Annotated in this window: 22 protein-coding genes and 3 pseudogenes; 15 read left to right on the top strand and 10 right to left on the bottom strand. The window is 64.0% G+C overall.

Features of this window, described 5'->3' with window-relative positions:
* Positions 1 to 121: 121 nt before the first annotated feature.
* Positions 122 to 493: pseudogene (locus FEV53_RS11095) on the top strand (hypothetical protein); the annotation flags it as partial.
* Positions 494 to 544: 51 nt separating this feature from the next.
* Positions 545 to 670, top strand: a pseudogene (locus tag FEV53_RS11090) (IS5/IS1182 family transposase); the annotation flags it as partial.
* 274 nt (positions 671 to 944) lie between these two features.
* On the opposite strand, the gene FEV53_RS11085 reads toward FEV53_RS11090, so the two are convergent.
* Complete coding sequence (locus FEV53_RS11085) at positions 945 to 1517, bottom strand: YceI family protein (protein WP_142834874.1); 573 nt, start codon at positions 1515 to 1517, stop codon at positions 945 to 947.
* A 263-nt stretch (positions 1518 to 1780) separates the two neighbouring features.
* On the opposite strand from FEV53_RS11085, the gene rpsF reads away from it, so the two are divergent.
* The 6 genes from rpsF to FEV53_RS11055 all read left to right on the top strand — a co-directional run bounded on the left by rpsF (position 1781) and on the right by FEV53_RS11055 (position 5191).
* Complete coding sequence (rpsF, locus tag FEV53_RS11080) at positions 1781 to 2131, top strand: 30S ribosomal protein S6 (RefSeq protein ID WP_142834873.1); 351 nt, start codon at positions 1781 to 1783, stop codon at positions 2129 to 2131.
* 15 nt (positions 2132 to 2146) lie between these two features.
* Positions 2147 to 2374, top strand: a complete 228-nt coding sequence (gene rpsR / locus FEV53_RS11075) for a 30S ribosomal protein S18 (RefSeq protein WP_009805008.1) — start codon at positions 2147 to 2149, stop codon at positions 2372 to 2374.
* Between the two features lie 18 nt (positions 2375 to 2392).
* Entirely contained in the window at positions 2393 to 2995 is a 603-nt protein-coding gene (gene rplI / locus FEV53_RS11070) for a 50S ribosomal protein L9 (RefSeq protein ID WP_142834894.1), read from the top strand.
* A gap of 120 nt (positions 2996 to 3115) precedes the next feature.
* Positions 3116 to 4063: a lytic transglycosylase domain-containing protein gene (locus FEV53_RS11065; RefSeq protein ID WP_142834872.1), complete on the top strand. Its 948-nt coding sequence runs from the start codon at positions 3116 to 3118 to the stop codon at positions 4061 to 4063.
* A gap of 40 nt (positions 4064 to 4103) precedes the next feature.
* Positions 4104 to 4826 carry a rhomboid family intramembrane serine protease gene (locus tag FEV53_RS11060; RefSeq protein ID WP_142834871.1) on the top strand — a complete coding sequence of 241 codons (723 nt, stop codon included), beginning with the start codon at positions 4104 to 4106 and terminating at the stop codon, positions 4824 to 4826.
* Positions 4823 to 5191, top strand: a complete 369-nt coding sequence (locus FEV53_RS11055) for a GFA family protein (protein WP_142834870.1) — start codon at positions 4823 to 4825, stop codon at positions 5189 to 5191. Before FEV53_RS11060 ends, FEV53_RS11055 begins: the two co-directional genes overlap by 4 nt.
* On the opposite strand, the gene FEV53_RS11050 is transcribed toward FEV53_RS11055, so the two are convergent.
* Both FEV53_RS11050 and FEV53_RS11045 read right to left on the bottom strand, forming a co-directional pair.
* Complete coding sequence (locus FEV53_RS11050) at positions 5182 to 5970, bottom strand: inositol monophosphatase family protein (protein WP_142834869.1); 789 nt, start codon at positions 5968 to 5970, stop codon at positions 5182 to 5184. The genes FEV53_RS11055 and FEV53_RS11050 overlap by 10 nt on opposite strands.
* Positions 5971 to 6042: 72 nt before the next feature.
* On the bottom strand, positions 6043 to 6948 hold the full coding sequence (locus FEV53_RS11045) for a LysR family transcriptional regulator (protein ID WP_142834868.1): 906 nt from the start codon (positions 6946 to 6948) through the stop codon (positions 6043 to 6045).
* 96 nt (positions 6949 to 7044) lie between these two features.
* Here FEV53_RS11045 and metF point away from each other — a divergent pair, with 96 nt between their 5' ends.
* Positions 7045 to 7902, top strand: a complete 858-nt coding sequence (metF, locus tag FEV53_RS11040; RefSeq protein ID WP_142834867.1) for a methylenetetrahydrofolate reductase [NAD(P)H] — start codon at positions 7045 to 7047, stop codon at positions 7900 to 7902.
* A 2-nt stretch (positions 7903 to 7904) separates the two neighbouring features.
* Here metF and FEV53_RS11035 read toward each other — a convergent pair whose 3' ends face one another.
* The gene (locus FEV53_RS11035; RefSeq protein ID WP_221931609.1) at positions 7905 to 8972 is read right to left on the bottom strand and encodes a DUF2235 domain-containing protein; all 1068 of its coding nucleotides are present in this window, start codon (positions 8970 to 8972) and stop codon (positions 7905 to 7907) included.
* A gap of 211 nt (positions 8973 to 9183) precedes the next feature.
* On the opposite strand from FEV53_RS11035, the gene FEV53_RS11030 reads away from it, so the two are divergent.
* Positions 9184 to 12342 (top strand): valine--tRNA ligase, encoded by a 3159-nt coding sequence (locus FEV53_RS11030; RefSeq protein WP_142834865.1) that lies wholly within the window; start codon positions 9184 to 9186, stop codon positions 12340 to 12342.
* A complete protein-coding gene (locus tag FEV53_RS11025) occupies positions 12339 to 13448 on the top strand; it encodes a pyridoxal phosphate-dependent aminotransferase (protein ID WP_142834864.1) in 1110 nt (369 codons plus the stop codon). Before FEV53_RS11030 ends, FEV53_RS11025 begins: the two co-directional genes overlap by 4 nt.
* Before the next feature lie 37 nt (positions 13449 to 13485).
* Here the strand turns inward: FEV53_RS11025 and FEV53_RS21885 are convergent, their stop codons facing one another.
* The 3 genes from FEV53_RS21885 to FEV53_RS11015 all read right to left on the bottom strand — a co-directional run bounded on the left by FEV53_RS21885 (position 13486) and on the right by FEV53_RS11015 (position 15573).
* The gene (locus tag FEV53_RS21885) at positions 13486 to 13794 is read right to left on the bottom strand and encodes an MDR/zinc-dependent alcohol dehydrogenase-like family protein (protein WP_281283482.1); all 309 of its coding nucleotides are present in this window, start codon (positions 13792 to 13794) and stop codon (positions 13486 to 13488) included.
* 5 nt (positions 13795 to 13799) lie between these two features.
* Positions 13800 to 14132 carry an alcohol dehydrogenase catalytic domain-containing protein gene (locus tag FEV53_RS21880; RefSeq protein ID WP_425465483.1) on the bottom strand — a complete coding sequence of 111 codons (333 nt, stop codon included), beginning with the start codon at positions 14130 to 14132 and terminating at the stop codon, positions 13800 to 13802.
* A gap of 250 nt (positions 14133 to 14382) precedes the next feature.
* The gene (locus tag FEV53_RS11015) at positions 14383 to 15573 is read right to left on the bottom strand and encodes a pyridoxal-phosphate-dependent aminotransferase family protein (RefSeq protein ID WP_142834863.1); all 1191 of its coding nucleotides are present in this window, start codon (positions 15571 to 15573) and stop codon (positions 14383 to 14385) included.
* A gap of 105 nt (positions 15574 to 15678) precedes the next feature.
* Here FEV53_RS11015 and ygfZ point away from each other — a divergent pair, with 105 nt between their 5' ends.
* Entirely contained in the window at positions 15679 to 16431 is a 753-nt protein-coding gene (gene ygfZ, locus FEV53_RS11010) for a CAF17-like 4Fe-4S cluster assembly/insertion protein YgfZ (protein ID WP_142834862.1), read from the top strand.
* Between the two features lie 94 nt (positions 16432 to 16525).
* Here ygfZ and FEV53_RS11005 read toward each other — a convergent pair.
* A pseudogene (locus FEV53_RS11005) lies at positions 16526 to 17354 on the bottom strand (IS5 family transposase).
* A 189-nt stretch (positions 17355 to 17543) separates the two neighbouring features.
* Positions 17544 to 18740, bottom strand: coding sequence for a BaiN/RdsA family NAD(P)/FAD-dependent oxidoreductase (locus FEV53_RS11000; protein WP_142834861.1), 1197 nt, complete (start codon positions 18738 to 18740; stop codon positions 17544 to 17546).
* Between the two features lie 150 nt (positions 18741 to 18890).
* Between FEV53_RS11000 and ftsW the strand changes: the two genes are divergently transcribed.
* The 3 genes from ftsW to murC are packed head-to-tail and all read left to right on the top strand — an operon-like array spanning position 18891 to position 22610.
* On the top strand, positions 18891 to 20057 hold the full coding sequence (gene ftsW, locus FEV53_RS10995; RefSeq protein WP_142834860.1) for a putative lipid II flippase FtsW: 1167 nt from the start codon (positions 18891 to 18893) through the stop codon (positions 20055 to 20057).
* A gap of 1 nt (position 20058) precedes the next feature.
* Positions 20059 to 21177, top strand: a complete 1119-nt coding sequence (locus FEV53_RS10990; protein ID WP_142834859.1) for a UDP-N-acetylglucosamine--N-acetylmuramyl-(pentapeptide) pyrophosphoryl-undecaprenol N-acetylglucosamine transferase — start codon at positions 20059 to 20061, stop codon at positions 21175 to 21177.
* Between the two features lie 29 nt (positions 21178 to 21206).
* Positions 21207 to 22610, top strand: a complete 1404-nt coding sequence (murC, locus tag FEV53_RS10985; protein WP_142834893.1) for a UDP-N-acetylmuramate--L-alanine ligase — start codon at positions 21207 to 21209, stop codon at positions 22608 to 22610.
* Here the strand turns inward: murC and FEV53_RS10980 are convergent.
* The gene (locus tag FEV53_RS10980) at positions 22600 to 23361 is read right to left on the bottom strand and encodes a hypothetical protein (protein WP_142834858.1); all 762 of its coding nucleotides are present in this window, start codon (positions 23359 to 23361) and stop codon (positions 22600 to 22602) included. The genes murC and FEV53_RS10980 overlap by 11 nt on opposite strands.
* Between the last annotated feature and the right edge of the window lie 205 nt (positions 23362 to 23566).

Raw genomic sequence — 23566 nt, 5'->3', positions numbered from 1 at the left:
CCCATGACGCGAATTGGCCCACTCCTGTCACTCTATCGACCATCCAGATGCTGCTGTGCGGCCAGGTGTTTGATCCCACGGCTTGATGGTGTGACCCATTCTCGGGAATGGAAGGAAGCGCATAACGGGACAAGTTCGTCATGGGAGCGCCGCGACCACGCACGCCGTCAGAGCTGCAATACGAGCTGACGCAAACTTCGATCACTGTGCTGAGTCGGGAGTTGGGGATCAATCCCAAGACCGTCGCAAAGTGGCGTAAGCGGCAGACGGTGGAAGACCAGAAAACCCGTCCGAAAGAGCCGCGTTCAACTGTTTTGAGCGCGGAACAGGAAGCCATGATCGTCGCGTCCCGGCCGCACACACTGTTGCCGCTGGAGTTCGGGCGTCAGGCAAACGATCCGGGGGCGCGTTTGTAGCGACGAACGGTCTTTATGCATTGCAGCCGTCGATCCCCCATCTGACACGTTCTTCTCTGAATCGCTGTCCTCAACGATGAGCCATGTCGCGCCATCCATCCCGACAATGGCCATACCTCTGGTTCGATCTGAAATCACTCAGTGAGCGCAACGCCGCCAGAGACCCCGACTGCCAGACCGCGAAAATCCATATCCGCATCGCCCTCATGATCCGCCCCAACGCCCTTGGCACCACCAAGATCATTCGCGTCGCTCGGCATGACAGGTGTAATGGCCTGACACACTTCGGGCCAAGTTCTGCAACAACGCCCCGTCACAATCGCAGTCTGTCTGTGAAAATGATACGTGTGATGGCCTCAAACGATCTCCGGCAGGCAACCGTTGCCCGCGCAAAGCCGTCTGCGCGGTTCAACGTAATCCGGCCGACGCGACAAAACCTGCCGCCGGCCCCCGATACCAAAAGAGCCGCCCCGTATCATCGGGGCGGCCCAGTTTGTGCGTTACCACTTTTTTCTGTTGGTTGTTATATCAGCTCGCGGCCGGGCTGGCTTCGACCGAGATCTCGACCTGCAACTCGTCGCTGACGAAGGGGGCAAAGAGGCCGAGGTTGAACTCACTGCGCATGACGGTCGTGGTGGCGGAGAAGCCGGCCACTTCGTTGCCGCGTGGGCCTTCCGCATTCTTGTTGAGTGTGGCGTCCAGCACAACGGGCTTCGTCACGCCGTTCAGGGTCAGGTCGCCAGTGATGTTCGCGGTGTTTTCCCCGGTCACTTCCACAGCAGTGGAGGTGAAGGTCACATCGCTGGCCCAGTTGTCACCAAAGAAGTCTGCGGAGCTGAGGTGCTCTTTGAGTTTGCCGTTCGCCAGCACGTCTGCCACCGGAACGGTGATCATGACGCTGGAATTGGCCGGCTCGTCCTTGTCGAACATGATCTCGCCGTCAAAGCCAAGGAACAGACCGCGGGTGGTCGAGAAACCGCCATGACTCCAGTGGAACAGGATCTCGCTGTGGGTCTGATCAAGCTCGTATTTCACCGGCTCAGCCTGAGCGGCCCCGACGAGGGCGGCAGCGGCAACGGCGGCAGACAGAAGCAGTTTCATGGGATACTCCCTGTTGAGTGTGTCACCGATGTAAGCGCCCCTGCCTCCGAAACAATGGCGAGCATTTGAACAATCTCTGAGCGTTTTTGCACAGAACGCGACGCGTGGCGGGTGATCGCCGTTGCTGCGCCCTTGCGCCAGCGGGCGAAAGACGCTAGAGGCCGCGAACTTCCGCGACACACGCAATCGGCGCAGTCTCTCGTGACGGGGTGCGGAAGGGTATCCCCGGCTATGAAATGCGCCTGTAAAAACAGGAAATGTCCATGCCGCTTTATGAGCATGTCTTCATCTCCCGTCAGGACCTGTCCAACACGCAGGCCGAGGGATTGATCGAACATTTTGGCACCGTGCTGTCCGACAACGGCGGCAAGCTCGTGGATCACGAGTACTGGGGTGTCAAAACCATGGCCTACCGGATCAACAAGAACCGCAAGGGCCACTATGCCTACCTGCGCACCGACGCCCCGTCGGAAGCCGTGCAGGAGATGGAGCGCCTGATGCGCCTTCACGAGGACGTGATGCGTGTTCTCACCATCAAGGTGGACGAACACGAGGAAGGCCCCTCGATCCAGATGCAGAAGCGCGATCGCGACGATCGCCGTCCGCGCCGCTAAGAAGGAGTTCCGCACATGGCTGCCAAACCGTTTTTCCGCCGCCGCAAGGTTTGCCCCTTCTCGGGCGAGAATGCGCCGAAGATCGACTACAAGGACACGAAACTGCTCCAGCGCTACATCTCTGAGCGTGGCAAGATCGTTCCGTCCCGTATCACCGCCGTTTCCGCGAAGAAGCAGCGTGAACTGGCCCGCGCCATCAAGCGTGCCCGGTTCCTCGCCCTGCTTCCCTACGCTGTGAAGTAAGGAGAGAGATCCATGGCAATGAACGTCATTCTCCTCGAGCGCGTCGCCAAGCTGGGTGAGATGGGCCAGGTCGTCTCCGTCAAGGAAGGCTACGCCCGCAACTTCCTGCTGCCGCAGAAGAAAGCTCTCTGGGCCTCCAAGGCCAATGTGGAGGCTTTTGAAGAGCAGAAAGCTCAGCTGGCAGAACGTAACGCCGAGACCCGCGCCGAAGCGCAGGCTCTGGCCGACCGCATCGAAGGCCAGCAGTTCATCGTGATCCGCGCCGCCTCCGATGCCGGTGCGCTTTACGGCTCCGTGTCGACCCGTGACGTGGCCGAGGCCGCCAATGAGGCCGGGTTCGCCGTCGAACGCCGTCAGGTATCGCTGGCTGCGCCGATCAAGGACCTGGGCCTGCATAAGGCGCACATCACCCTGCACCCCGAGGTTCAGGCCGATGTTGAGCTGAACGTGGCCCGTTCGATGGAAGAAGCCGAGCTGCAAAAGCAGGGCAAGACCATCCAGGAACTGGCCAGCGAAGAAGAAGCGGCTGCCGAGTTCGAAATCCAGGAGCTGTTCGACGATATTGGCGGCGCCGCGATGGACGACGAATCGGGCACCGACGACGAACAGCCCTCCGCCTGAGGCAAGTCTGTCACCGCAACATATTGGAAAGGCCTCGCTTTGCAGCGGGGCCTTTTCTTTTGCCCCGACAGTGAACGGTCGGGCTGGTCAGACACATGCGGACAGCCTAGATTTGCCCTCATGCGCGTTCTGATTGCTTTCTTTCTCTGTATGCTGACGACGGCCGGTCAGGCCGAGGAGGAGCCGACCCCGACGCCCGCCGATCTGGTTCTGGCGAGCATACCGGCAGCGGCTCAGATCCCCAGAACGCGCCCACTGCCCAGACCGGCTCAGCAACGGTGTACCACCGATGGAACCCACTGCATCCACCTGAAAAGCTACACAGACGATGTTTGCACCGTCATCGAGCGCGCAGCGGACCACCATGGGATCGACAGCGGATTTCTGGCGCGTCTTCTGTGGCAGGAGAGCTTCTTCGATGCCGCTGCCGTAAGTCCGGTGGGCGCGCAGGGGATCGCTCAGTTCATGCCCGGCACAGCCGAGCTGCGGGGCCTCGAAGATCCGTTCAACCCTGCTGAAGCGATCATGGCCTCCGCCGATTATCTGGCGGAGCTCATCTCGGAATTCGGTAATGAGGGTTTGGCCGCTGCGGCCTATAATTCCGGCGAGGGCCGCGCCGCGGATTTCGTGCGCTGGGGACGAATCCTGCCCGGTGAGACGCGGAGCTACGTGAACAGGATCACTGGCTTCAGCGCCATGGACTGGCTCGATGGCCGCCCGCCCGATGTAGATTTCGCCCTCGCGAAAGGCTCCCCTTTTCAGGAGGCCTGCCGCAAGCAAGCGGCCACACGCTCCGTCAATGCCTTCAAGCCCTCGGTCTCACCCTGGGGCGTCGTCGTGGCGGCCGGTCGGCGGCGCGCAACCGTGCAGCGCTTTGTAGGTCAGATTCGACAGAAACACGGCGGGATCATTGGCGGTCGGGAAATCCAGATCGTTGACGGACGGCTGGGCAATGCGCGCCTGAGCCGTCTGACCGCCCGGATCGCCGTGGACAGCCGCGACGAGGCGCTCGGCTTGTGCCGCGCGCTGCAACGCGCCAGCGCATTCTGCAAGGTCAGCGGCCCCTGAGGGCCTTGCGCGCGGGTCCCAGCCGGGTCACTCATGGGACATGTTCCCGATCCGCGACAACAACCCGTCCCTCACCACGCCCCATATCACCCGCTCTCTGATCGCTCTGAATGTGGTGATCTATGTCCTGACAGCGGGCCTGCTGGAAACGCCCGGCTTTCTCGAAACCTGGGCGCTGATCCCCGTGGTCTCAGCCCCCGAAACCTTCGTAACATCCCAATTTCTCCATGGCGGGCTGCTGCATCTGGCAGGCAACATGCTGTTTCTGTGGATCTTTGGCGACAATATGGAGGACCAGATGGGGCATCTGCCCTTCCTCGGCTTCTATCTCCTGTCGGGCATCGCAGCGGGGCTCGCCCAGAACCTGATGTCGCCGGGCTCGCCCATTCCCATGGTCGGCGCATCCGGCGCCATCGCAGGCGTCATGGGGGGCTATCTGCTGTTATTCCCCAAGGCGCGGGTCGATGTGCTGCTGATCATCGTCATCATCTTCAAGGTCATCCCGGTCCCCGCCTGGATCGTGCTCGGCGTCTGGTTCGCCCTGCAACTGACCCTCGGAGCGGCGGTTTCCGTCATGGAGGGTGGCGTCGCCTATTGGGCCCATGCGGGCGGCTTTGTGGCGGGTCTCTTAATGACCATACCTGTGTTTCTGAAGCTCGGCGGGACCGGGTTCTGGTCCCGCACCTCGGGCCGTCCGCCAAACCCGCAGGCGCGCTACCCCGAGCGGCTGAGCTCGATCCCGAAAGTGAGGCACCGGAAATGACCGTCAGACTGACCTGCCATTGCGGCACCGTGGAACTGCGCGCGACTCTTTCGGACGGGATGAACACGCTCCGACGCTGCGACTGTTCCTACTGCTCCCGCCGTCAAGCCGCCCCTGTCTCAGCCGCGGTCGGCGATGTGGAAGTGGTACGGGGGGCGGACAAGCTCACACTTTACCAATGGGGCACAAAGACCGCGCGGCATTATTTCTGCTCGGTATGCGGGATTTACACCCATCACAGACGCCGCTCAAACCCGAATGAATACGGGTTGAACGCAGCCTGTATCGACGGCGTCACTATCCGGGAGTTCGAGCCAATCCCGTGGGTGGACGGGCGACATCACCCGTCCGACAGTCAGGAATAGTCGCGCATCATCTTGGCAAATGGGTCGAAGATATTGCCGTTGCCACAGATGATGGTGCGGGAGGCAAAGATGTCCTCGCCCGCCAGCGGCTCGACAAAACCCCCGGCCTCTCGCACCAGAAGCATCCCCGCCGCCACGTCCCACGGATTCACACCGCGTTCCCAGTACCCCTCGTAGCGACCGGCGGCCACATAGGCGAGGTCGAGCGCGGCAGCGCCCATCCGCCGAACCCCCGCAGTAGCAGGCAGGAGGCGACCGAGATCGCGGATCGTCGGTGGCAGCTCTGGACGACCGCCCCAAGGAAGACCGGTGGCAAAGATCGACTCGATCATCTTGCTCCGGGCGGACACGCGCATCCGCATGTCATTCATAAACGCGCCCTGCCCTTTTTCGGCCCAGTACAGCTCGTCCTTGGCCGGGTCAAAGATCACGCCCGCGACGATATCGCCCTTATGCTCCAGCGCAATCGACACCGCCCAATGGGGCAGGCCGTGAAGGAAATTCGTCGTACCGTCCAACGGATCAACGATCCAGCGGCGGGTCGGGTCTTTGCCCTCGACCGGCTCGCTCTCCTCGCCGAGCCAGCCGTAATTCGGCCGTTCCTCGGTCAGGATCTCGCGGATCGTCTCTTCGGCGGCGGTGTCTGCACGGCTGACAAAATCGCCCGCGCCCTTCACGGAAACCTGAAGATTTTCCACCTCGCGGAAGTCGCGCACCAGTTTGCGCCCCGCCGCGCGCGCGGCCTTGATCATGATGTTGAGATTGGCGCTGCCCTGCATGTCATCGTCCTTCGGTCCGGTCCCGGGCCTATAGGCCGATGTGCGGGCTTTGCCAACACTCCATCTGGAGGATCACCCCCGCATGAGTTTCAAAGGTTCGGTCCGCGCCAGCCTGAGCAGATGCGCCATATAAGGCAGATCCGTCTCGTCACTGCGGGTCGCTGCGTAGAGCCTGCGGGTCAGCCCCCCTTCGGTGATCGGCAAGGTGACAATGTCGGAGGGACGTCGGGTCGTGCGCACCACCCAGTCGGGCAAGACCGCCACACCGCGCTGGCTGGCCACGAGGATCAGGATCATCGCCGTCAGCTCCACCTGCCGCACCGCCAGAGGAGACACACCAGCGGGGTTCAGAAGTTCGGTGAACACATCCAGCCGCTCGGGCGCCATGGGATACGTGATCAACGTCTGATCCCGAAAATCCTCGGCGGTGACAAAGGGCCTGGCCGCCAGCGGATGGGTATCGGCCACCACGAAAACCGGCTCGTAGTCGAACAGCGGAGTGAAGGTCACGCCCGACAGCTCTTCGGGATCGGAGGAGACCACCAGATCCACCTCTTCCCGCCCCAACGCTGGCAACGCATCAAAGGCCAGCCCAGGGCGAATATCCACATCGACATCCGGCCAGGTGTGGCGGAACTGTTCGAGCACCGGCAGCAGCCAGTCGAAACAGGCGTGACATTCGATGGCGATGTGCAGCCGCCCCGTCCGACCGGCCAGAAGCCCCGCAAACTCCGCCTCCAGCGCGGCAATCTCGGGCAGGATCCGTTCGGCGGCGCGGAGCAGCCGATGGCCAGCGGCAGAAAGTTTCAGGGGCTTCGAGCGCCGGACAAACAGCTCGACACCCGCCTGATCCTCAAGGTTTTTCACCTGATGGCTCAGGGCAGATTGGGTGATATTCAGCCGGTCTGCGGCACGAGCCAGCCCCCCCGCTTCATGGATTGCCTTGATCGTCCGAAGATGCCGGAACTCGATATGCATATGTGCTCCGCCTCATGATCTTGTTCGAGATTATGAATTTGTCTCACGCCGCGCTGCGTGGGACAAGAGGTCAACGCATCTCGGAGACCGCAAAAGATGACCCGCATTTCCTACGAGTTCTTTCCGCCGAAATCGCTCGAAGCCTGCTTCCGCCTCTGGGACACCATTAACGCATTGGCGCCCACCTGCCCCGATTTCGTGTCGGTGACCTACGGCGCAGGCGGCACCACGCGGCAACTGACCCATGAAGCGGTGACGACGATCAACAAATCCACCGGCCTGCGGGTCGCCGCACACCTGACTTGCGTCGATGCCTCGCGCGACGAGACGCTGGAGATCGCCCGCAGCTATGCCGAGGCCGGGATCACCGATCTGGTGGCGTTGCGGGGCGACATGCCGGGCGGCGGGGCGTTCGCGCCGCACCCGGACGGTTTCGCCTCCTCCATCGAACTGATCGAGGCTCTGGCCGCGACCGGGGACTTTACCCTGCGCGTCGGCGCCTATCCCGACCGCCATCCCGACAGCCTGACCGCTCAGGCCGATGTGGACTGGCTGAAGCGCAAGGTCGATGCAGGCGCAAGCGAAGCCCTGACGCAGTTTTTCTTTGACCCCGCCACTTTCCTGCGCTTCCGCGACCGTTGCGCGGCGGCAGGCATCGACGCGCCCATTGTGCCGGGCATTCTCCCGATCGAGAGCTGGAAGGGTGTGCGGAAATTCGCGACAGCCTGCGGCATGGAGATCCCGGGCTGGCTCGACGACGCCTATCAAACCGCCGAGCGCGACAACCGGCAGGAGCTGCTCTCCACCGCCCTGTGCGTGGAACTGTGCGACAAGCTTATCTCCGAGGGCGTGGACAAGCTGCATTTCTACACCCTGAACAAGCCGCATCTGACCCGTGACGTCGTTCACGCACTGGGTTTGGCCCCGGAGCCGGAACTGGACCAGGTCGCCTGATCTCAGGCGATCAGGTTGGGTTCGATGCCCATATCGTAGCCCGGTCCCCCGGCATGGGCTGCGGTCACATGGAGCCGCTCGCTCGGCTCCATGCCAACGACCCTTGGTTTGCGCGCCAGAAGCAATTTTCCGAAACCCTGATTCATCCCGCAAGACGGCGCGTCCACGTCGCACCCGAACCGCGCGCGCCAGCCCGCGGGCAGGATCAAACCAGACCGCTCCGCACGGTCCAGCATCCACACCAGCGGGATATTCGCCAGCGGGCGAGAGCCAATACTACCCGACAGGTGCCCGCCCACATCGCCGTGGCTGCCACGGAACCACACCTGTTCGCAGATCCCGTCCCAGTCACGATCCGGACACCACAGGATCGGGTCATAGGCCACGCGCCGCTCCTGCAACGCCAGCGCGTGATAGGCACGACGGACGGAGCCACCGACACCGTGATTGTGAAAATCCGTCTCCATCGTATTGCGCGGCCCAAGCAGCGGCCCCCGCATCCCCAGCGCCTTCACCGTGTCAAAGGCGCCGATCATCTCGATGGGCACCGCCTCATGGCAGTGGAGCCGCCGGAACACCGCGCGCAGCTCAGCATCGGACTGCATCCGGTAGTGCCGATAGGCCTGCACCACATTACGGTCCGTCGCCACGTCCCGCCGTAACAGCCCCACATCATCGATCAGCCCGGCCAGCGAGCGCACCGCATAGGCGCCCCGCGAATAGCCAAAGAGGTAAATCCGGTCCCCCGGCCGATAACGCGAGGCCAGCCAGCCATAGGTGCGCCGGATCTGCTGGTTGATGCCCTTCCCCTCGATCACATCCCGGAGCTGCCTCCAACTTGAATACTGGATCCCCGGCTCATAGTAGGTCACGATGTCCGAGGGCGACCCCTCCTCGGTCAGGAGTTTCCAGATCAGACCGATGGAGGTTTCATCCCCCGGCTCCAGCGAGGACATGGTGCCATCCAGCGTCACCACCAATGTCCGCGGACCATGCCTCGCCGCCCGTTTCGTGGTCCGCGTCAGGATCGGCCGCCCGATCCAGCGGCCCATCTGCCTGAATTGTCCCATAAACCCCATAGCATCACCCCACGTGCTTCCATCCAGTGTGCCACACAATGGTGTCAGCATTGTGGTAGTATCTGAGGGTCTCGCGAGGTTTTGAAGATACCCTTATGGGTGCGTTACCGAGGGTTTTATTCATCTTTGATCGGTACGCAGGCGGGTTTCCCTCCCCGCCCCGATTGGCTATGCCTACCCCAAGCTCAGACGAGGATAGCCCATGCCCATGGAGAAGAATTTCGACGCCCAGAGCGCCGAAAGCCGCATTTACGAAATCTGGGAACGCGAGGGGTGCTTTGCCGCCGGCGCCAATGCCAAGGCCGGGGCCGAGACCTTCTCGATCATGATCCCGCCCCCGAACGTCACCGGCGCGCTGCATATGGGCCACGCGTTCAACAACACGTTGCAGGACATTCTTATCCGGTGGAAGCGAATGCAGGGCGTAGACACGCTCTGGCAGCCGGGTACCGACCATGCGGGCATCGCCACCCAGATGGTGACCGAGCGCGACATGGCCGCCAATGGCGAACCCAGCCGGACGGAGATGGGCCGCGAGCCGTTCCTGACTCGCGTCTGGGAACAGAAAAGCAAATCCCGCGGCACGATCATCGGCCAGCTTAAGCGTATCGGCGCCTCCTGTGACTGGTCGCGTGAAGCCTTTACCATGGGCGGTGCGCCGGGCGATCCGGATGCGCGCGACGGGCAGCAGGATTTTCACGCCGCCGTCATCAAGACCTTCGTCGAGTTCTACAATCGCGGCATCATCTATCGCGGCAAGCGGCTGGTGAACTGGGATCCCCACTTTGAAACCGCCATCTCCGATCTGGAGGTCGAGAATATCGACCAGCCGGGTCATATGTGGCACTTTAAATACCCGCTCGCGGATGGCGTGACCTACACTTATGTGGAGAAGGACGAGGACGGAAATATCGTCCTGACCGAAGAGCGCGATTACATCTCCATCGCCACGACCCGGCCAGAAACCATGCTGGGCGACGGCGCCGTTGCGGTTCACCCGTCAGATGAACGTTACGCGCCAATCGTCGGTAAACTCTGCGAAATTCCGGTCGGACCCAAAGAACACCGCCGCCTGATCCCGATCATCACTGATGACTACCCGGATCCCGATTTCGGCTCCGGCGCGGTGAAGATCACCGGCGCCCATGACTTCAACGATTACGGCGTCGCACAGCGGAACGGCATCCCGCTCTATGCGCTGATGGACACGAAGGGCCAGATGCGCACCGACGGGCTGTCCTATGAAGAGTCCGCGCTTCAGGCCGGGCAGATCGCCCGCGGCGAAGTGCCCACGCCATCCGACGTGACCCGCATCAACCTCGTCCCCGAGGAGCTGCGCGGGCTTGATCGGTTCGAAGCGCGCAAGCAGGTCATCGCCGCGATCACCGAGGAGGGGCTTGCCGTCATGACGCGGGCCGACAACCCCGTTCTGGGCAAGCAGGCCGCCAAGGCCGAAGACCCCGAAGCGCTGGTGCCCCTCGTCGAGGCCAAGACCATCACCCAGCCCTTCGGCGACCGGTCCAAAGTCGTCATCGAGCCGATGCTCACCGATCAGTGGTTCGTGGATACCGACCAGATTGTCGGCCCCGCCATCGACGCCGTGCGCATCGGGCAAACCCGCGCGGACGGCTCCACGGACGGGACAAAGATCCTGCCCGAGCGCGATGCCAAGGTCTATTTCCACTGGCTGGAGAATATCGAGCCGTGGTGCATCTCGCGGCAACTCTGGTGGGGACATCGGATTCCGGTCTGGTATGGGCTCGACCTGCACACGTCGAGCTTCCATGACGACGAGGGCAACCAGGCGCTGGATGAGGTGGAACTCCTTTCGCTGTTGACCTGGGACCATCTGGTGCATTCGGGCACCCGCCACCATTGTGCGCCGGAGTTCGGGCAGGTCATCGACGCGTTCCGCGACGACAATGCAGGCCTGCCCCATCCGCTCCATGTGGCGCGAGTGGTCGAGGTCGAGGACCGCGAGGCCGCGATCCACGCCTTCGCCGCCTCGCTGGCCGAGTACAACCTGTCGCAGGACCCGACCCAGCTCGTCTATCCTGTCTGGCAGGACGCGGATGTGCTCGACACGTGGTTCTCCTCCGGTCTCTGGCCGCTGGGCACGCTCGGCTGGCCGAATAACACACCGGAGCTGCAGAAATACTTCCCAACCTCGGTCCTCGTGACCGGCTTCGACATCATCTTCTTCTGGGTCGCCCGGATGATGATGATGCAATACGCCATGGTCGGCGAGAAGCCCTTCGACACGGTCTATGTCCACGCCCTCGTGCGGGACGAAAAAGGCCGCAAGATGTCGAAATCGCTCGGCAATGTCATCGACCCGCTGGACCTGATCGACCAGTATGGCGCGGACGCGGTGCGCTTTACGCTCACCTCCATGGCCGCCATGGGCCGCGATCTGAAGCTGTCCGAGAGCCGTGTCGCCGGTTACCGGAACTTCGGCACGAAGATCTGGAACGCCTTCCGTTTCGCAGAGATGAACGGCGTCACCCACGGCGTCGCCCGCCCCCAAGCGCCCGTTCAGGCCGCCAATGCCTGGATTCTGGGCGAGCTTGGCCGCACCCGCGACTCGGTGCACTCGGCACTGACCGAGTACCGGTTCAACGACGCGGCCAATGCGCTCTATGCCTTTGTCTGGGGCCGGGTCTGCGACTGGTATCTGGAACTGGCCAAGCCCCTCTTTGCCTCTGAGGATGAGGCCGCCGTTGCCGAGACCCGCGCGGTGATGGGCTGGGTTCTCGACCAGTGTCTGGTTCTGTTGCACCCCTTCATGCCCTTCATCACCGAAGAACTTTGGGGGCAGGCAGAGCGCGATACGCGCCTCGTCCACGCCCCCTGGCCTGAGTACGGCGCAGATCTGGCGAACGCGACGGCGGATGCGGAGATGGGCTGGGTCATCGGCCTGATCGAGCAAATCCGCTCGGTACGGGGCGAGATGAACGTCCCCGCCGCGCTTAAGGCTCCGCTGCTGCAACTGGAACTCGACGAGGCGGGCCGGGGCTACTGGCAGCGTAACGCGGCTCTGATCCAGCGTCTGGCCCGCATCGAGAGCCTGACCGAAGTGGCCGAGCCGCCCAAGGGCGCCGTGACCCTCGCCGTGCCCGGCGGCGCCTTTGCCCTCCCGCTGGCGGACATCATCGACGTGGACGCCGAGAAGGCCCGCATCGAAAGGACGCTGGGCAAGCTCGCCAAGGATATCGGCGGTCTTGAGGGCCGGCTGAAGAACCCCAAATTCCGCGCCTCCGCGCCGGAAGATGTGGTGGCCGAGACCGAAGAGCTGCTGGCTCAAAAGCAGGAGGAGCGCGCCCGGCTGACCGCCGCCGAGGCGCGTCTGGCCGAGATTTGAGCCACGATCCGCGCCTGACGCCGCTCATTGCGGCCCTGCCCGCCACGGTGCCCTTCGTGGGCATCGAGACGCTGGAGAGGCAGACCGGCGTGACGATCAAGGCGCGGATCGGCGCCAACGAGTCGGGCTTCGGCCCGTCTCCGCGCGCCATCGAGGCCATGTCCCGCACCGCTGCCGAGGCGTGGAAATACCCCGATGCGGAGTGTTTCCACCTGCGCCACGAGCTGGCGCAGCATCACGGGGTGGGTGCCGAGAACATCGTGATCGGCGCGGGCATCGACGGGCTCCTCGGGACACTGGTCCGCCTGACCGTGGCCCCGGGGTACAAGGTGGTGACTTCAAAGGGCGCCTACCCAACCTTCAGCTACCACGTGGCGGGCTCCGGCGGAGAGCTGGTGACCGTGCCCTATCGCGACGATCACGAGGATCCCGAAGGGCTCATCGCGCAAATGCACGCGGTCAGACCCAAGCTCGTCTACATCTCCAACCCCGACAACCCCATGGGCAGCTGGCACGACGCCAGCGCGATCCAGCGGATGATCGAGGCAATCCCCGAAGGCACGCTGCTGGTGCTGGACGAGGCCTATTTCGAATGCGCCGACCCGTCGCTCTTCCCACCGCTTGATACATCAGACAAGCGGGTCATCCGGATGCGGACCTTCTCCAAAGCCTATGGCCTCGCGGGTGCACGCATCGGCTATGCCATCGGCGATGCGGAAATGATCGCCCAGTTCTCGAAGATCCGCGACCATTTCGGGGTCTCGATCATCGGACAGGAAGGTGCGCGTGCGGCTCTGGCCGATCAGGACTGGCTGCACAAAGTACGCGCTCAGATCGCAGGGAGCCGCGACCGGATCGCTGAAATCGCTGCGGAGAACGGGCTCAGTCCCCTGCCCTCCCAAACGAATTTCGTCGCCATTGATCTGGGCCGGGACGGAGACTTCACCCGCGCCATGGTCCGGGAACTGCATATGGCGCGGATCTTTGTCCGCATGCCCGGCGTGGCGCCCCTCGACCGGTGCCTCCGGGTCTCCTGTGGGACCGAGGCGGATATGGATCTCTTCGCCCAGGAACTGCCCGGCGCGCTCCAGCGCGCCCAGACATGACGTCGGGCCGGCCGCTCAGGCCGGCCCGTCCGCTGGATCAGGCCTTAGGATCGACGAGGATCTTGATCTGGCTGCGATCGCTCAGGAGCTTTTCAAACCCCTGCTCGACGATATCTCCCAAAGCAATCTTGCTGGTGGCCAGCTTGTCGGCCGGGAAGTAGCCCTTTTGCATCAGGTCCAGCAACGCCGGGAAGACATCCCGGTAGCAGATCGTTCCCTTCACGGTCTTTTCATTCAGCACGACGAGGTTGGCCGGCAGCCCCGGATCGGCTTCCCACAGGGACACGATCACCGTCTCTCCGCCCGATTTCGTGGACGCGATGGCCTGTGTGAGAACCACCGGCACCCCGGTCACCTCAAATGACGTATCCCCCCGCCGCCGGTCAGTTGGTGAACCATATTCTCCCGCACGACCGTATGCTCTGAAAAGCCCCCGCCCCCGCCAGACAGCCCGTGCAGGCCAATCATGTCGCAGAGGTTATATGCCCGACACTTGCAAGGGCCGCAGCTGTAGATCGGCTCGACCACAGCCTCGTCGCCGGGGTCCACACGGGGGACACCAGCGTCGGTCTCGACCACTTCGCCAGAGAATTCGTAGCCCATCACAATGGGGGCTTTGCCGCCCGTCAGCGGATGCTCTCCATCCACGGGGATCACGATCGGTCCAGCCACGTATTCGTGCATATCGCTGCCGCAGATACCCGTGCAGGCGACACGGATTTTGACTGCTCCCTCGCCCGTACCGGGCTCGTCGATCTCTTCGACACGAATATCTTTGGCGGCAAACTACCGCGCTGCTTTCAACGAACTGCTTCCCTGAGGTCAGCGCGGGCGCCCGTGAAAGGTGCGACCCGGGGTGTGTACTGCCTGAAATAACAGCCTTTTCCAGGGAGGGGATTACGGAACGTCAGTCGAACCGCAAAATGCTCTGACGCTACCTCCCCGCGATCACGCGCGTCGCCGCCTCCAGCGCACCCACGCCATGGGGGATCTCGCAGGCTGTCAGGCCGGCCTCGATCACCGACAAAGCGCCGAGGACCATGTGCCCGTTCACATGCCCCATATGCCCGATGCGGAAGAACCCCGCCGCCTCGGGACTGCCGAGCGGCGCCATGCCGAGGCCGATCCCCAGCGTCACCCCCTGCCCCTCGCACCACGCCCGCAAGCGGTCTCCTCCGTCGCCGCCCACACCCAGCGCCGTGACCGCGTGGCTGCGATGGCCCTGCGGCGCGTTGAGTTTCAGGGGTCCGCCCTCACTCCACCGCTCACAGGCCGCCCAGATCGCGCGCGCAAGCCGCGCGTGCCGCGTCCAGACGGCCTCGATCCCTTCGGCCATCAACAAATCCAGCGCCGCGCGCAGGGCAAAGAGATGCTGCGTCGGAGCCGTGCCGAAAAAGAGCTGGTAGAACCACTCCGGGTTCAGCCTCTGCCGCCAGTCCCAATAGGGGCTGACCTGCTCCTGCCCCTCCCGGACGGCCTGCGCCCGCGCGTTCACCCAGAGAAAGCCCACCCCCGGCGGCGACATCAGCCCCTTCTGACTGGCCGCCAGCGTGATATCGACGCCCCACGCATCCATCTCGAACCGGTCACATCCGAGCGAAGCGATGCAATCCGCGATCAGCAGCGCCGGGTGATCGCTGGCGCGCATGGCCTGTCCCAGCGCGCCAAGATCATTGCGGATGCCAGTCGACGTGTCCACGAACACCCCCAGCACCGCGCGGATCCGGTGATCGGGATCCGCCTCCAGCGCTGCCATGATCCGATCGGTGTCAAAGGCGCTTTGCTTGCCGAACTCGATCAGTTCGACCTCCAGCCCCATCCTCGTCGCGACCTCGGCCCAGCCATGGGCAAAGATGCCGTTGGCGGGCACCAGCACCTTGTCCCCGGGGCGGGTCACATTGGCCAGCGCCGCTTCCCAGAGGCCGTGGCCATTGGTGATGTAAATCGCCACCGGCGCCACCGTGCGCGCCACCTGTTTTAGGTCGCGGCGGATCGTGTCGGTCATCGCCTCAAGCGCCGGATCATAGATATTTGGCACCGGCTGCATCATCGCTTGCAACACCGGATCAGGCAGAACGGAGGGGCCGGGAATGGCGAGATACCCTCGCCCGAAAGACTTGCTCATTTGAAATCGCTAGCGCGGGCCGCGGGGCCGGTCAATTGCCTCCGGCCCTTGACGCGGGCGGTTTGCGCAACGACCTCTAGGATCAAACCGATCACGCGAGGCCCCATGTCCGAGACCCAAGACCCCCGAGCCGTTCTGTCCCTCACCGGCCCCGACCGGGTGGAGTTTTTGCAGGACCTCGTCAGCAACGACATCACCAAAGGCCCAATCACCTATGCCGCGCTGCTGACGCCGCAGGGGAAATATCTGTCTGATTTCTTTGTCATACCAGAGCCGGAGCGCCTGCTGATCGATGTCAGCGCGGATCAGGCCGCGGGGCTGGCCCAACGGCTCGGCATGTACCGGCTGCGGCGCAAAGTAGAGATCGAACCTACGGATCTGGTCGTGTCGCGCGGCACTGGCGCTGCGCCTGAGGGCGCCCTGCCCGACCCGCGTCATCCGGAGCTGGGCTGGCGGAGGATCGGAACTGAGGCACTGAGTGACGGGACGGATTGGAACGCCCTGCGGATCCGGCTGATGGTGCCGCAAGCCGGTGTCGAGCTGATCCCGAACGACAGCTACATTCTGGAGATGGGGTTCGAGCGGCTCAATGGCGTCGATTTCAAGAAAGGCTGCTACGTGGGACAGGAAGTCACCGCCCGCATGAAGCACAAGACCGATCTGAAAAAGGGCCTCGCGACCGTGCAGATCGACGGCACAGCGCCGGTCGGCACGGAGATCACCGCCGGAGAGCGCACGGTCGGCACGCTCTACACACAGGCCGATGGACAAGCACTGGCGTGGCTGCGCTTCGACCGGGCGAGCGGAGAGATGCAGGCCGGTGAGTCCAAGGTGCAATTGATCCGGCCCGGAACCTGATCCCCGACGCCCGGATCGTCTCTCCCAGACATCAGGCGAATGATGGGTATGCGGACCAGGACGAGCGAGGCTCAGGACTCATTGAGTTTCACTGCTAACAGATGACGAGTGCGGCGAAGGCGGTGGCTGAGAGGAAGACTTTCAGACACCGGTCATATCTTGTGGCAGCCTCCCTCCAATGAGGAGGATCAGGCAAGGCCCTGGTGGGGTGTTCCCTCGACGAATGAGGCGACCGAACTTGATTTCGATCCGGTTGCGCCGCTTGTATCGACGCTTGTCGTGTTTGATGGGCTCTTTGCGCTGCTTTCGGCCCGGAATGCAGGCCTTTATCCTCTCGCCTTCTAACGCTTCTCCGAACCAGCCGCCATCTTAGCCCCGGTCACCGAGCAACCATTCGACCTTTGGCAGGCTGCTGCAAGCAGCCCTGGCGCCGATGCCGTAGCTCACCTGGCCTGCGGTGATGAACAGCTCCAGCGGCCGCCCATGGCTGTCGCACAGGGCATGCAACCTAGCGTTCATCCCGCCCTTTGTGCGCCCGATCAAGCGTCAACGCCCCCCTTTTTCACCCGCAGGCTGGAGGCCGTACGGTGGGCCTTGAGATCATTCGGCCGTCTGTTCGGACCGATGGCACCGCTGGCCTCATCAATGATCATCACAGTCTTTCTCTCGCCGTAATCGGTTGCCAGGCCCATCATCATCGCCGCGAAGATGCCTTTCTCGCTCCAGCGCTTCCAACGGTTGTACAGCGTTTTATGAGGGCCTTATTCCCTGGGTGCGCCCCGCCAGCGCAAACCATTGCGATTGATGAAGATAATCCCACTCAATGAGCGTCGCTTATCGACGCGGGGCTTGCCGTGAGATTTCGGAAAGCAGGGCGCCAGCCGCGCCATCTGCGCATCGGAAGGCCAGAAAAGACCAGACATGTCACCGCTCTATTTTCATGCGGTGAAGCAGAACGATCAGCTGATATCAATGTGTCCTGACCCCAAGGCCAGGCCTTTAATGCCGGTCGACAGCCTCACATACCGGAGCAGAAAAATCTCTGACGCGAATAGTCATTTGTCTTCGTTCGCGCCCGCCTTTCGCGCGCGCAGCGCACAACTGCGACGACTTTACGGAGACACTCTCCGCTTCCCAATTGCCCTCCCCGCCGCCCAGCCTGACGACCACGCCCATTGGAAATTATAGCCGCCGAGCCAGCCGGTGACGTCGACGGCTTCGCCGATGGCGTAGAGGCCGGGGACGGTGCGGCTCTCCATGGATTTCGAGGAAAGCCCGTCTGTCGCGATGCCGCCGGCGGTGACTTCGGCGGTGCGGTAGCCTTCGGTGCCGGCGGGGGTGAGGTGCCAGTCGCGGAACTGCGCGAGGATCTCTGACAGGGCCTGATCGGACTGGTCGCCTATGCGGGTCGTGCTGGCCTGCGGCAAGCGGGCGGCGATGAGGCGCTGGGGCAGGTGGGGGGCGAGCGCGGCGCTGAGGCTCTTGCGGCCTTCGGTCTGGCGGGTGTGGCGCAGGGCGGAGCGGATCCGGTCTTCGGGGTCGAGGTCGATGCGGATCGGCTGGCCCTCTGCCCAGTAGGAGCTGGTTTGCAGCACGGCGGGCCCGGAGAGGCCGCGATGGGTGAAGAGAAGCGCTTCGTCGAAGCTGGTCCCGCCGGTGGTGACGCGCGCGGGGGCGGCGACCCCGGCCAGCGCGGCCAGCGGCTCCAGCGCGGCGCCGGTGAAGGTGAAGGGCACGAGGGCGGGACGGGTCGGCACGATCTCGTGGTCGAACTGGCGGGCGATGCGATAGGCGAGGCCAGTGGCGCCCATTTTCGGGATCGACAGGCCGCCCGTGGCGAGGATCAGATTATGGGCGGCGACCTGACGGGGGCGGCCGTCGCGGGTCAGGGTGGTGACGAAATGGGTGCCGTCATGGTGGACTTCGCCAATCTCGGTGGAGAGCCAGAATTCGGCCCCGGCTTGGGTCATCTCGGTGCGGAGCATGTCAACGATCTGCGTGGCCTTGCCGTCGCAAAAGAGCTGGCCGAGAGTTTTCTCATGCCAGGCGATGCCGTGGCGGTCGATGAGGTCGATGAAATCCCACTGGGTGTAACGGCTGAGGGCGGATTTTGCGAAATGGGGGTTCTCGGAGAGAAAGCACCCGGCTTCGACGCCATAATTGGTGAAGTTGCAGCGCCCGCCGCCGGAAATGCGGATCTTTTCGCCGGGCCTGGCGGCATGGTCCACGATGAGGGTGGCGCCCCCGGTCTGGGTGGCGGCCATCATGCCGGCGGCCCCGGCGCCGAGGATCAATGTGTCGACTTTCATGGGGACGGTCTGTCGCGGGACGGGCGCGCGCGCAAGGGTAGACGGCAAAGCCGTGCCGCCTCATCCGGAAAAATCTGGCCAAGGCGCCGCTGATTCGCTACCCTTGCAGCCAGACCCGGAAAACCGGGCGATTGAGGCAGAGGCAGTGTTATGACGGAGATGGTCTATGGCTCCGCGCCGATCAGCGCGGGTGAGCCGATCCTTCCCAAATGGTGGCGCACGATTGATAAATGGTCGCTGGCCTGCATCGCGATGCTGTTCGGCATGGGGCTGCTGCTGGGCCTCGCCGCATCGCCGCCGCTGGCCGAGCGCAACGGGCTGGATCCGTTCCACTACGTGACCCGGCAGGCTTTTTTTGGCGGACTCGCGCTCCTGACCATGGTGATCGTGACCATGATGCCGCCGAAAACCGTGCGGCGCTGGGCGGTGATCGGGTTTCTCATCTCCTTTGTGGCGCTGATGGGGCTGCCTTTTCTCGGCACCGATTTCGGCAAGGGCGCCGTGCGGTGGTATTCGCTGGGCTTTGCCTCGATCCAGCCGTCGGAATTCCTGAAGCCCGGTTTCATCGTCGTGGCCGCGTGGCTCATGGCCGCCAGCCAGGAGGTGGGCGGACCGCCGGGGAAATCCCTCAGTTTCGCGCTCTGCATCGCCATTGTCGGCCTCCTCGCGCTGCAACCGGATTTCGGGCAGGCGAGCCTCGTGCTCTTTGGCTGGGGCGTCGTCTATTTCGTCGCGGGCGCGCCGATCCTCGTGCTGGTGCTGCTGGCGGGGGGCGTGCTCTTTGCCGGGACCGTCGCCTATAACATGTCCGAACACTTTGCCCGGCGGATCGACGGTTTTTTCGACCCCGAGCTCGATCCCCGCACGCAGCTCGGCTACGCGGCCAATGCCATTCAGGAAGGCGGCTTTTTCGGCGTCGGCATCGGCGAGGGCCGGGTGAAATGGTGGCTGCCGGATGCGCATACGGATTTCATTATCGCGGTGGCGGCTGAGGAATACGGGCTGATGCTCGTGCTGATCCTGATCCTGCTTTATGCGGTGATCGTCACCCGCGCCTTTCTGCGGCTGATGCGGGAGCGCGACCCGTTCATCCGGCTCGCGGGCACGGGTCTGGCGGCCATGTTCGCGGTGCAGGCGATCATCAATATGGGCGTGGCGGTCCGTCTGCTGCCGGCCAAAGGGATGACGCTGCCTTTTGTCAGTTATGGCGGCTCGTCGATCATCGCTACGGGGATCGCGGCGGGGATGCTGCTGGCCTTCACCCGCTCGCGGCCACAGGGCGAGATCGGAGATATCCTGATGCGGAGGGAGCGCTGAGATGACCGCACCGCTGTGCCTGATCGCTGCCGGGGGCACCGGCGGCCACATGTTCCCGGCCCAGTCGCTGGCCGAAGAATTGCTGGCGCGCGGCTGGCGGGTGCGGCTGTCCACCGACGCGCGGGGCGCGCGCTATGCGGGGGGCTTCCCCGAGGCGGTGGCGATTGATCAGGTGGCGAGCGCGACATTTGCCCGGGGCGGGCCGCTGGCCAAGGCCGTGGTGCCGGTCCGCATCGCGGGTGGTGTGGCGACGGCATGGCGGCGGATGCGCGCGGACCGGCCTGCAGTGGTGGCGGGGTTCGGGGGTTATCCGTCCATCCCGGCGCTGACCGCAGCGACGCTACACAAAGTGCCGCGCCTGATCCACGAACAGAACGGCGTGCTGGGCCGCGTCAACGAAGTGTTTGCCAAACGGGTCGACACTGTCGCCTGTGGGACCTGGCCCACGGAGCTGCCGGAGGGCGTCGAGGGCATGGAGATTGGCAACCCGGTGCGCGCGGCGGTGCGCGAGCGGGCGGCGGCGCCCTACATTCCGCCCGGCGATTACCCCATGTCGATCCTCGTCATTGGCGGGTCTCAGGGCGCGAGGATCCTGTCGGATGTGGTGCCTGCGGCGATCGCCTCCCTGCCAGGGGGGCTGCGGCGCAATCTTCGCGTCGCCCATCAGGCGCGGGGCGAGGATGAGGCGCGGGTGACCGCGTTCTACGCCGAGGCCGGGATCGACGCCGAGGTGCAGCCGTTCTTCGACGACGTGCCGTCCCGCATGGCAGAGGCGCAGCTGGTGGTCTGCCGCTCCGGCGCGTCCACCATTGCAGATCTGTCGGTGATCGGGCGGCCTTCGGTGCTGGTGCCCTTTGCGGCGGCTGCGGCGGATCATCAGACCGCCAATGCGCGGGGTCTGTCCCGTGCCGATGCCGCCGTGGTGATCCCCGAGAGCCAGTTCACCCCCGAGGCGCTGGCCGAGCAGATCACGGCCATCCTGACCCAACCCGAGGCCGCCACCGCGATGGCGCATGCGGCCCTCTCGACCGGCAAGCCGGATTCCGCCGAAAGGCTCGCGAATCTGGTGGAACACCTCGCCGGTCTGGACAATCAAGCCCCGAGCGGAGACATGCAGTGAGAGATTTTAACAGCCGAGCCGAGTTCGCCATGACTGCCGTCCGCGCCACCAAGCTGCCCACGGATATGGGCCCCATCCACTTTGTCGGGATCGGGGGCATCGGCATGTCGGGCATCGCCGAGGTGCTGCTCAGCTACGGCTATCAGGTGCAGGGCTCCGATTTGAAGGGCTCGAAGATCACCGAGCGGCTCGAGCGTCTCGGGGCGAAAGTGTTCGTCGGTCAGAAGGCCGAGAACCTTGAGGGCGCCGAGGTGGTGGTGATCTCGTCTGCGATCAAGCCGGGCAATCCCGAACTGGACGCTGCGCGTCTGCACGGCCTGCCGGTGGTGCGCCGCGCCGAGATGCTGGCCGAGCTGATGCGGATGAAATCGAACATCGCCGTAGGCGGCACCCATGGCAAGACGACGACCACCACGATGGTCGCCGCGCTGCTGGACGAGGGCGGGGTGGACCCGACCGTCATCAATGGCGGCGTGATCCATGCCTATGGCTCGAACGCCCGCATGGGGCAGAGCGACTGGATGGTGGTCGAGGCCGATGAGAGCGACGGCACGTTTAACCGCCTTCCCGCCACCATCGCCATCGTCACCAATATCGACCCGGAGCATATGGAGCATTGGGGCGATTTCGAGCGGTTGAAGCAGGGTTTCCTCGATTTCGTCTCGAATATACCCTTCTACGGGCTCGCCGTCTGCTGCACCGATCACCATGAGGTTCAGGCGCTGGTGGGCAAGATCACCGACCGCCGCGTGGTGACCTTTGGGTTCAACGCTCAGGCTGATGTACGCGCAGTGAACCTGCGCTACGAAGCGGGCGTGGCCCATTTTGACATCCACCTGCAATCCGAGGATCTGGTGATCGAGGGCTGCACCCTGCCGATGCCCGGCGACCATAACGTGTCGAACGCCCTGTCGGCGGTGGCCGTGGCCCGGCATCTGGGCATGGGCCGCGACGAGATCCGCGCGGCGCTGGCGAAATTCGGTGGCGTGAACCGGCGCTTTACCCGCGTGGGTGAGGTGAATGGCGTGACGATCATCGACGATTACGGCCACCACCCGGTAGAGATCGCCGCCGTGCTCAAGGCCGCCCGTCAGGCGTCCAGCGGCCGCGTGATCGCGGTCCACCAGCCGCACCGCTTTACCCGGCTGCACTCGCTGTTCGAGGAGTTTTGCGCCTGCTTCAACGAGGCGGATGTGGTGGGCATTGCCGACATTTATGCCGCTGGCGAAGACCCCATCGAGGGCGCGGGCCGCGACGATCTGGTGGCCGGGCTGATCCGCCACGGTCACCGCCACGCACGGGCTGTTGTGTCGGAGGAGGACCTCGAACGGCTGGTCCGCGAGCAGGCCGGGCCGGGGGACATGGTCGTGTGCCTTGGCGCCGGGACGATCAGCGCCTGGGCCTACGGGCTTGCGGAACGCCTCACGCGCTGAGCGCCATTCCGTCGCCCGTCAGGCGACTCCAATCCTGCAAAGCGCTGAGCCAGCGCTGGTCGAGCGCGTCGGTCTCGCAGGGGTCGAAGCGGTCGGCCTCCGTCCAGTAACGCCCCGAAGGCACTGCATAACCCAGCCGGTCCTCTGCCGCCCGGATCTCCGCAAGGCCGGGGACGGTTCGGTTGGGTTTGGAAAGCCATGGCAGATCGTCGGGCGTGGCCGAGGGGAAGAGCAACCGGCTCTCGCCTGAGGAAAGCCGGACGCAGGCGCAGCCCTTGCCCGCCGCGATGAGCCGTAGCCTCGCGGATTTCGCTTCGAGGTTCCGCAGACTGGGATCACGACGCAGCGGGTCGGCCGTGCCTTTGCCGTAGAAATGGGTTTTGCCCGTGGTGGGGTAGACCATGTCGCAGCCGATGAACGCCATGACGTCAGGCTTTAGCGCATGGAGCGCCCAGTAGCCGGCGGTAAAGGCCATGGTCCCGCCCGCGTAGAACACCCCGCCATAGGCGTTATTGGCCGGAACGTAGGTGTCTGACCCGATCCGCCGCTGCCCGTGGGTCAGTGTCTGCGGCGCGTTTTCCGCGGGGAAGTCGTCAGGGGCGATGTGGTCATCCCAGTCGCCCCGCAACCGCCACGCATTGTTGACGGCGACGATACGGCTGAACGGTCCGCGCGCCCAATTCTGGCACCGGGCCGCATCGGGGCCGCTTCCGACGATCAGGACAATGCGTTTTGGCGTCGGGTGTGACATGGGTAGCTCCTGCTTTGGGGCGGTGTATCGGATTTTTGGTCTATGCAGAGGTTGAGTGTGCGGGCTGAGAGCGGGGGCGACAACCTATTCCGAATGGGAGTGGTTTCCATGGGACAGAATGACCTGAGCGGGTGTGGCAGGGTGTTTTGGGGCGCTGCCCCCGCGTCCCTCCGGGCCGCTCCCCCGGGGTATTTCGGGACATAAA

It is taken from the genome of Palleronia caenipelagi (assembly GCF_007004065.1).
GTDB classification, from domain to species: Bacteria; Pseudomonadota; Alphaproteobacteria; order Rhodobacterales; family Rhodobacteraceae; genus Palleronia; species Palleronia caenipelagi.
Note: the sequence above shows the minus strand (reverse complement) of the source record. Positions and strands in the feature narration are given on the sequence as shown.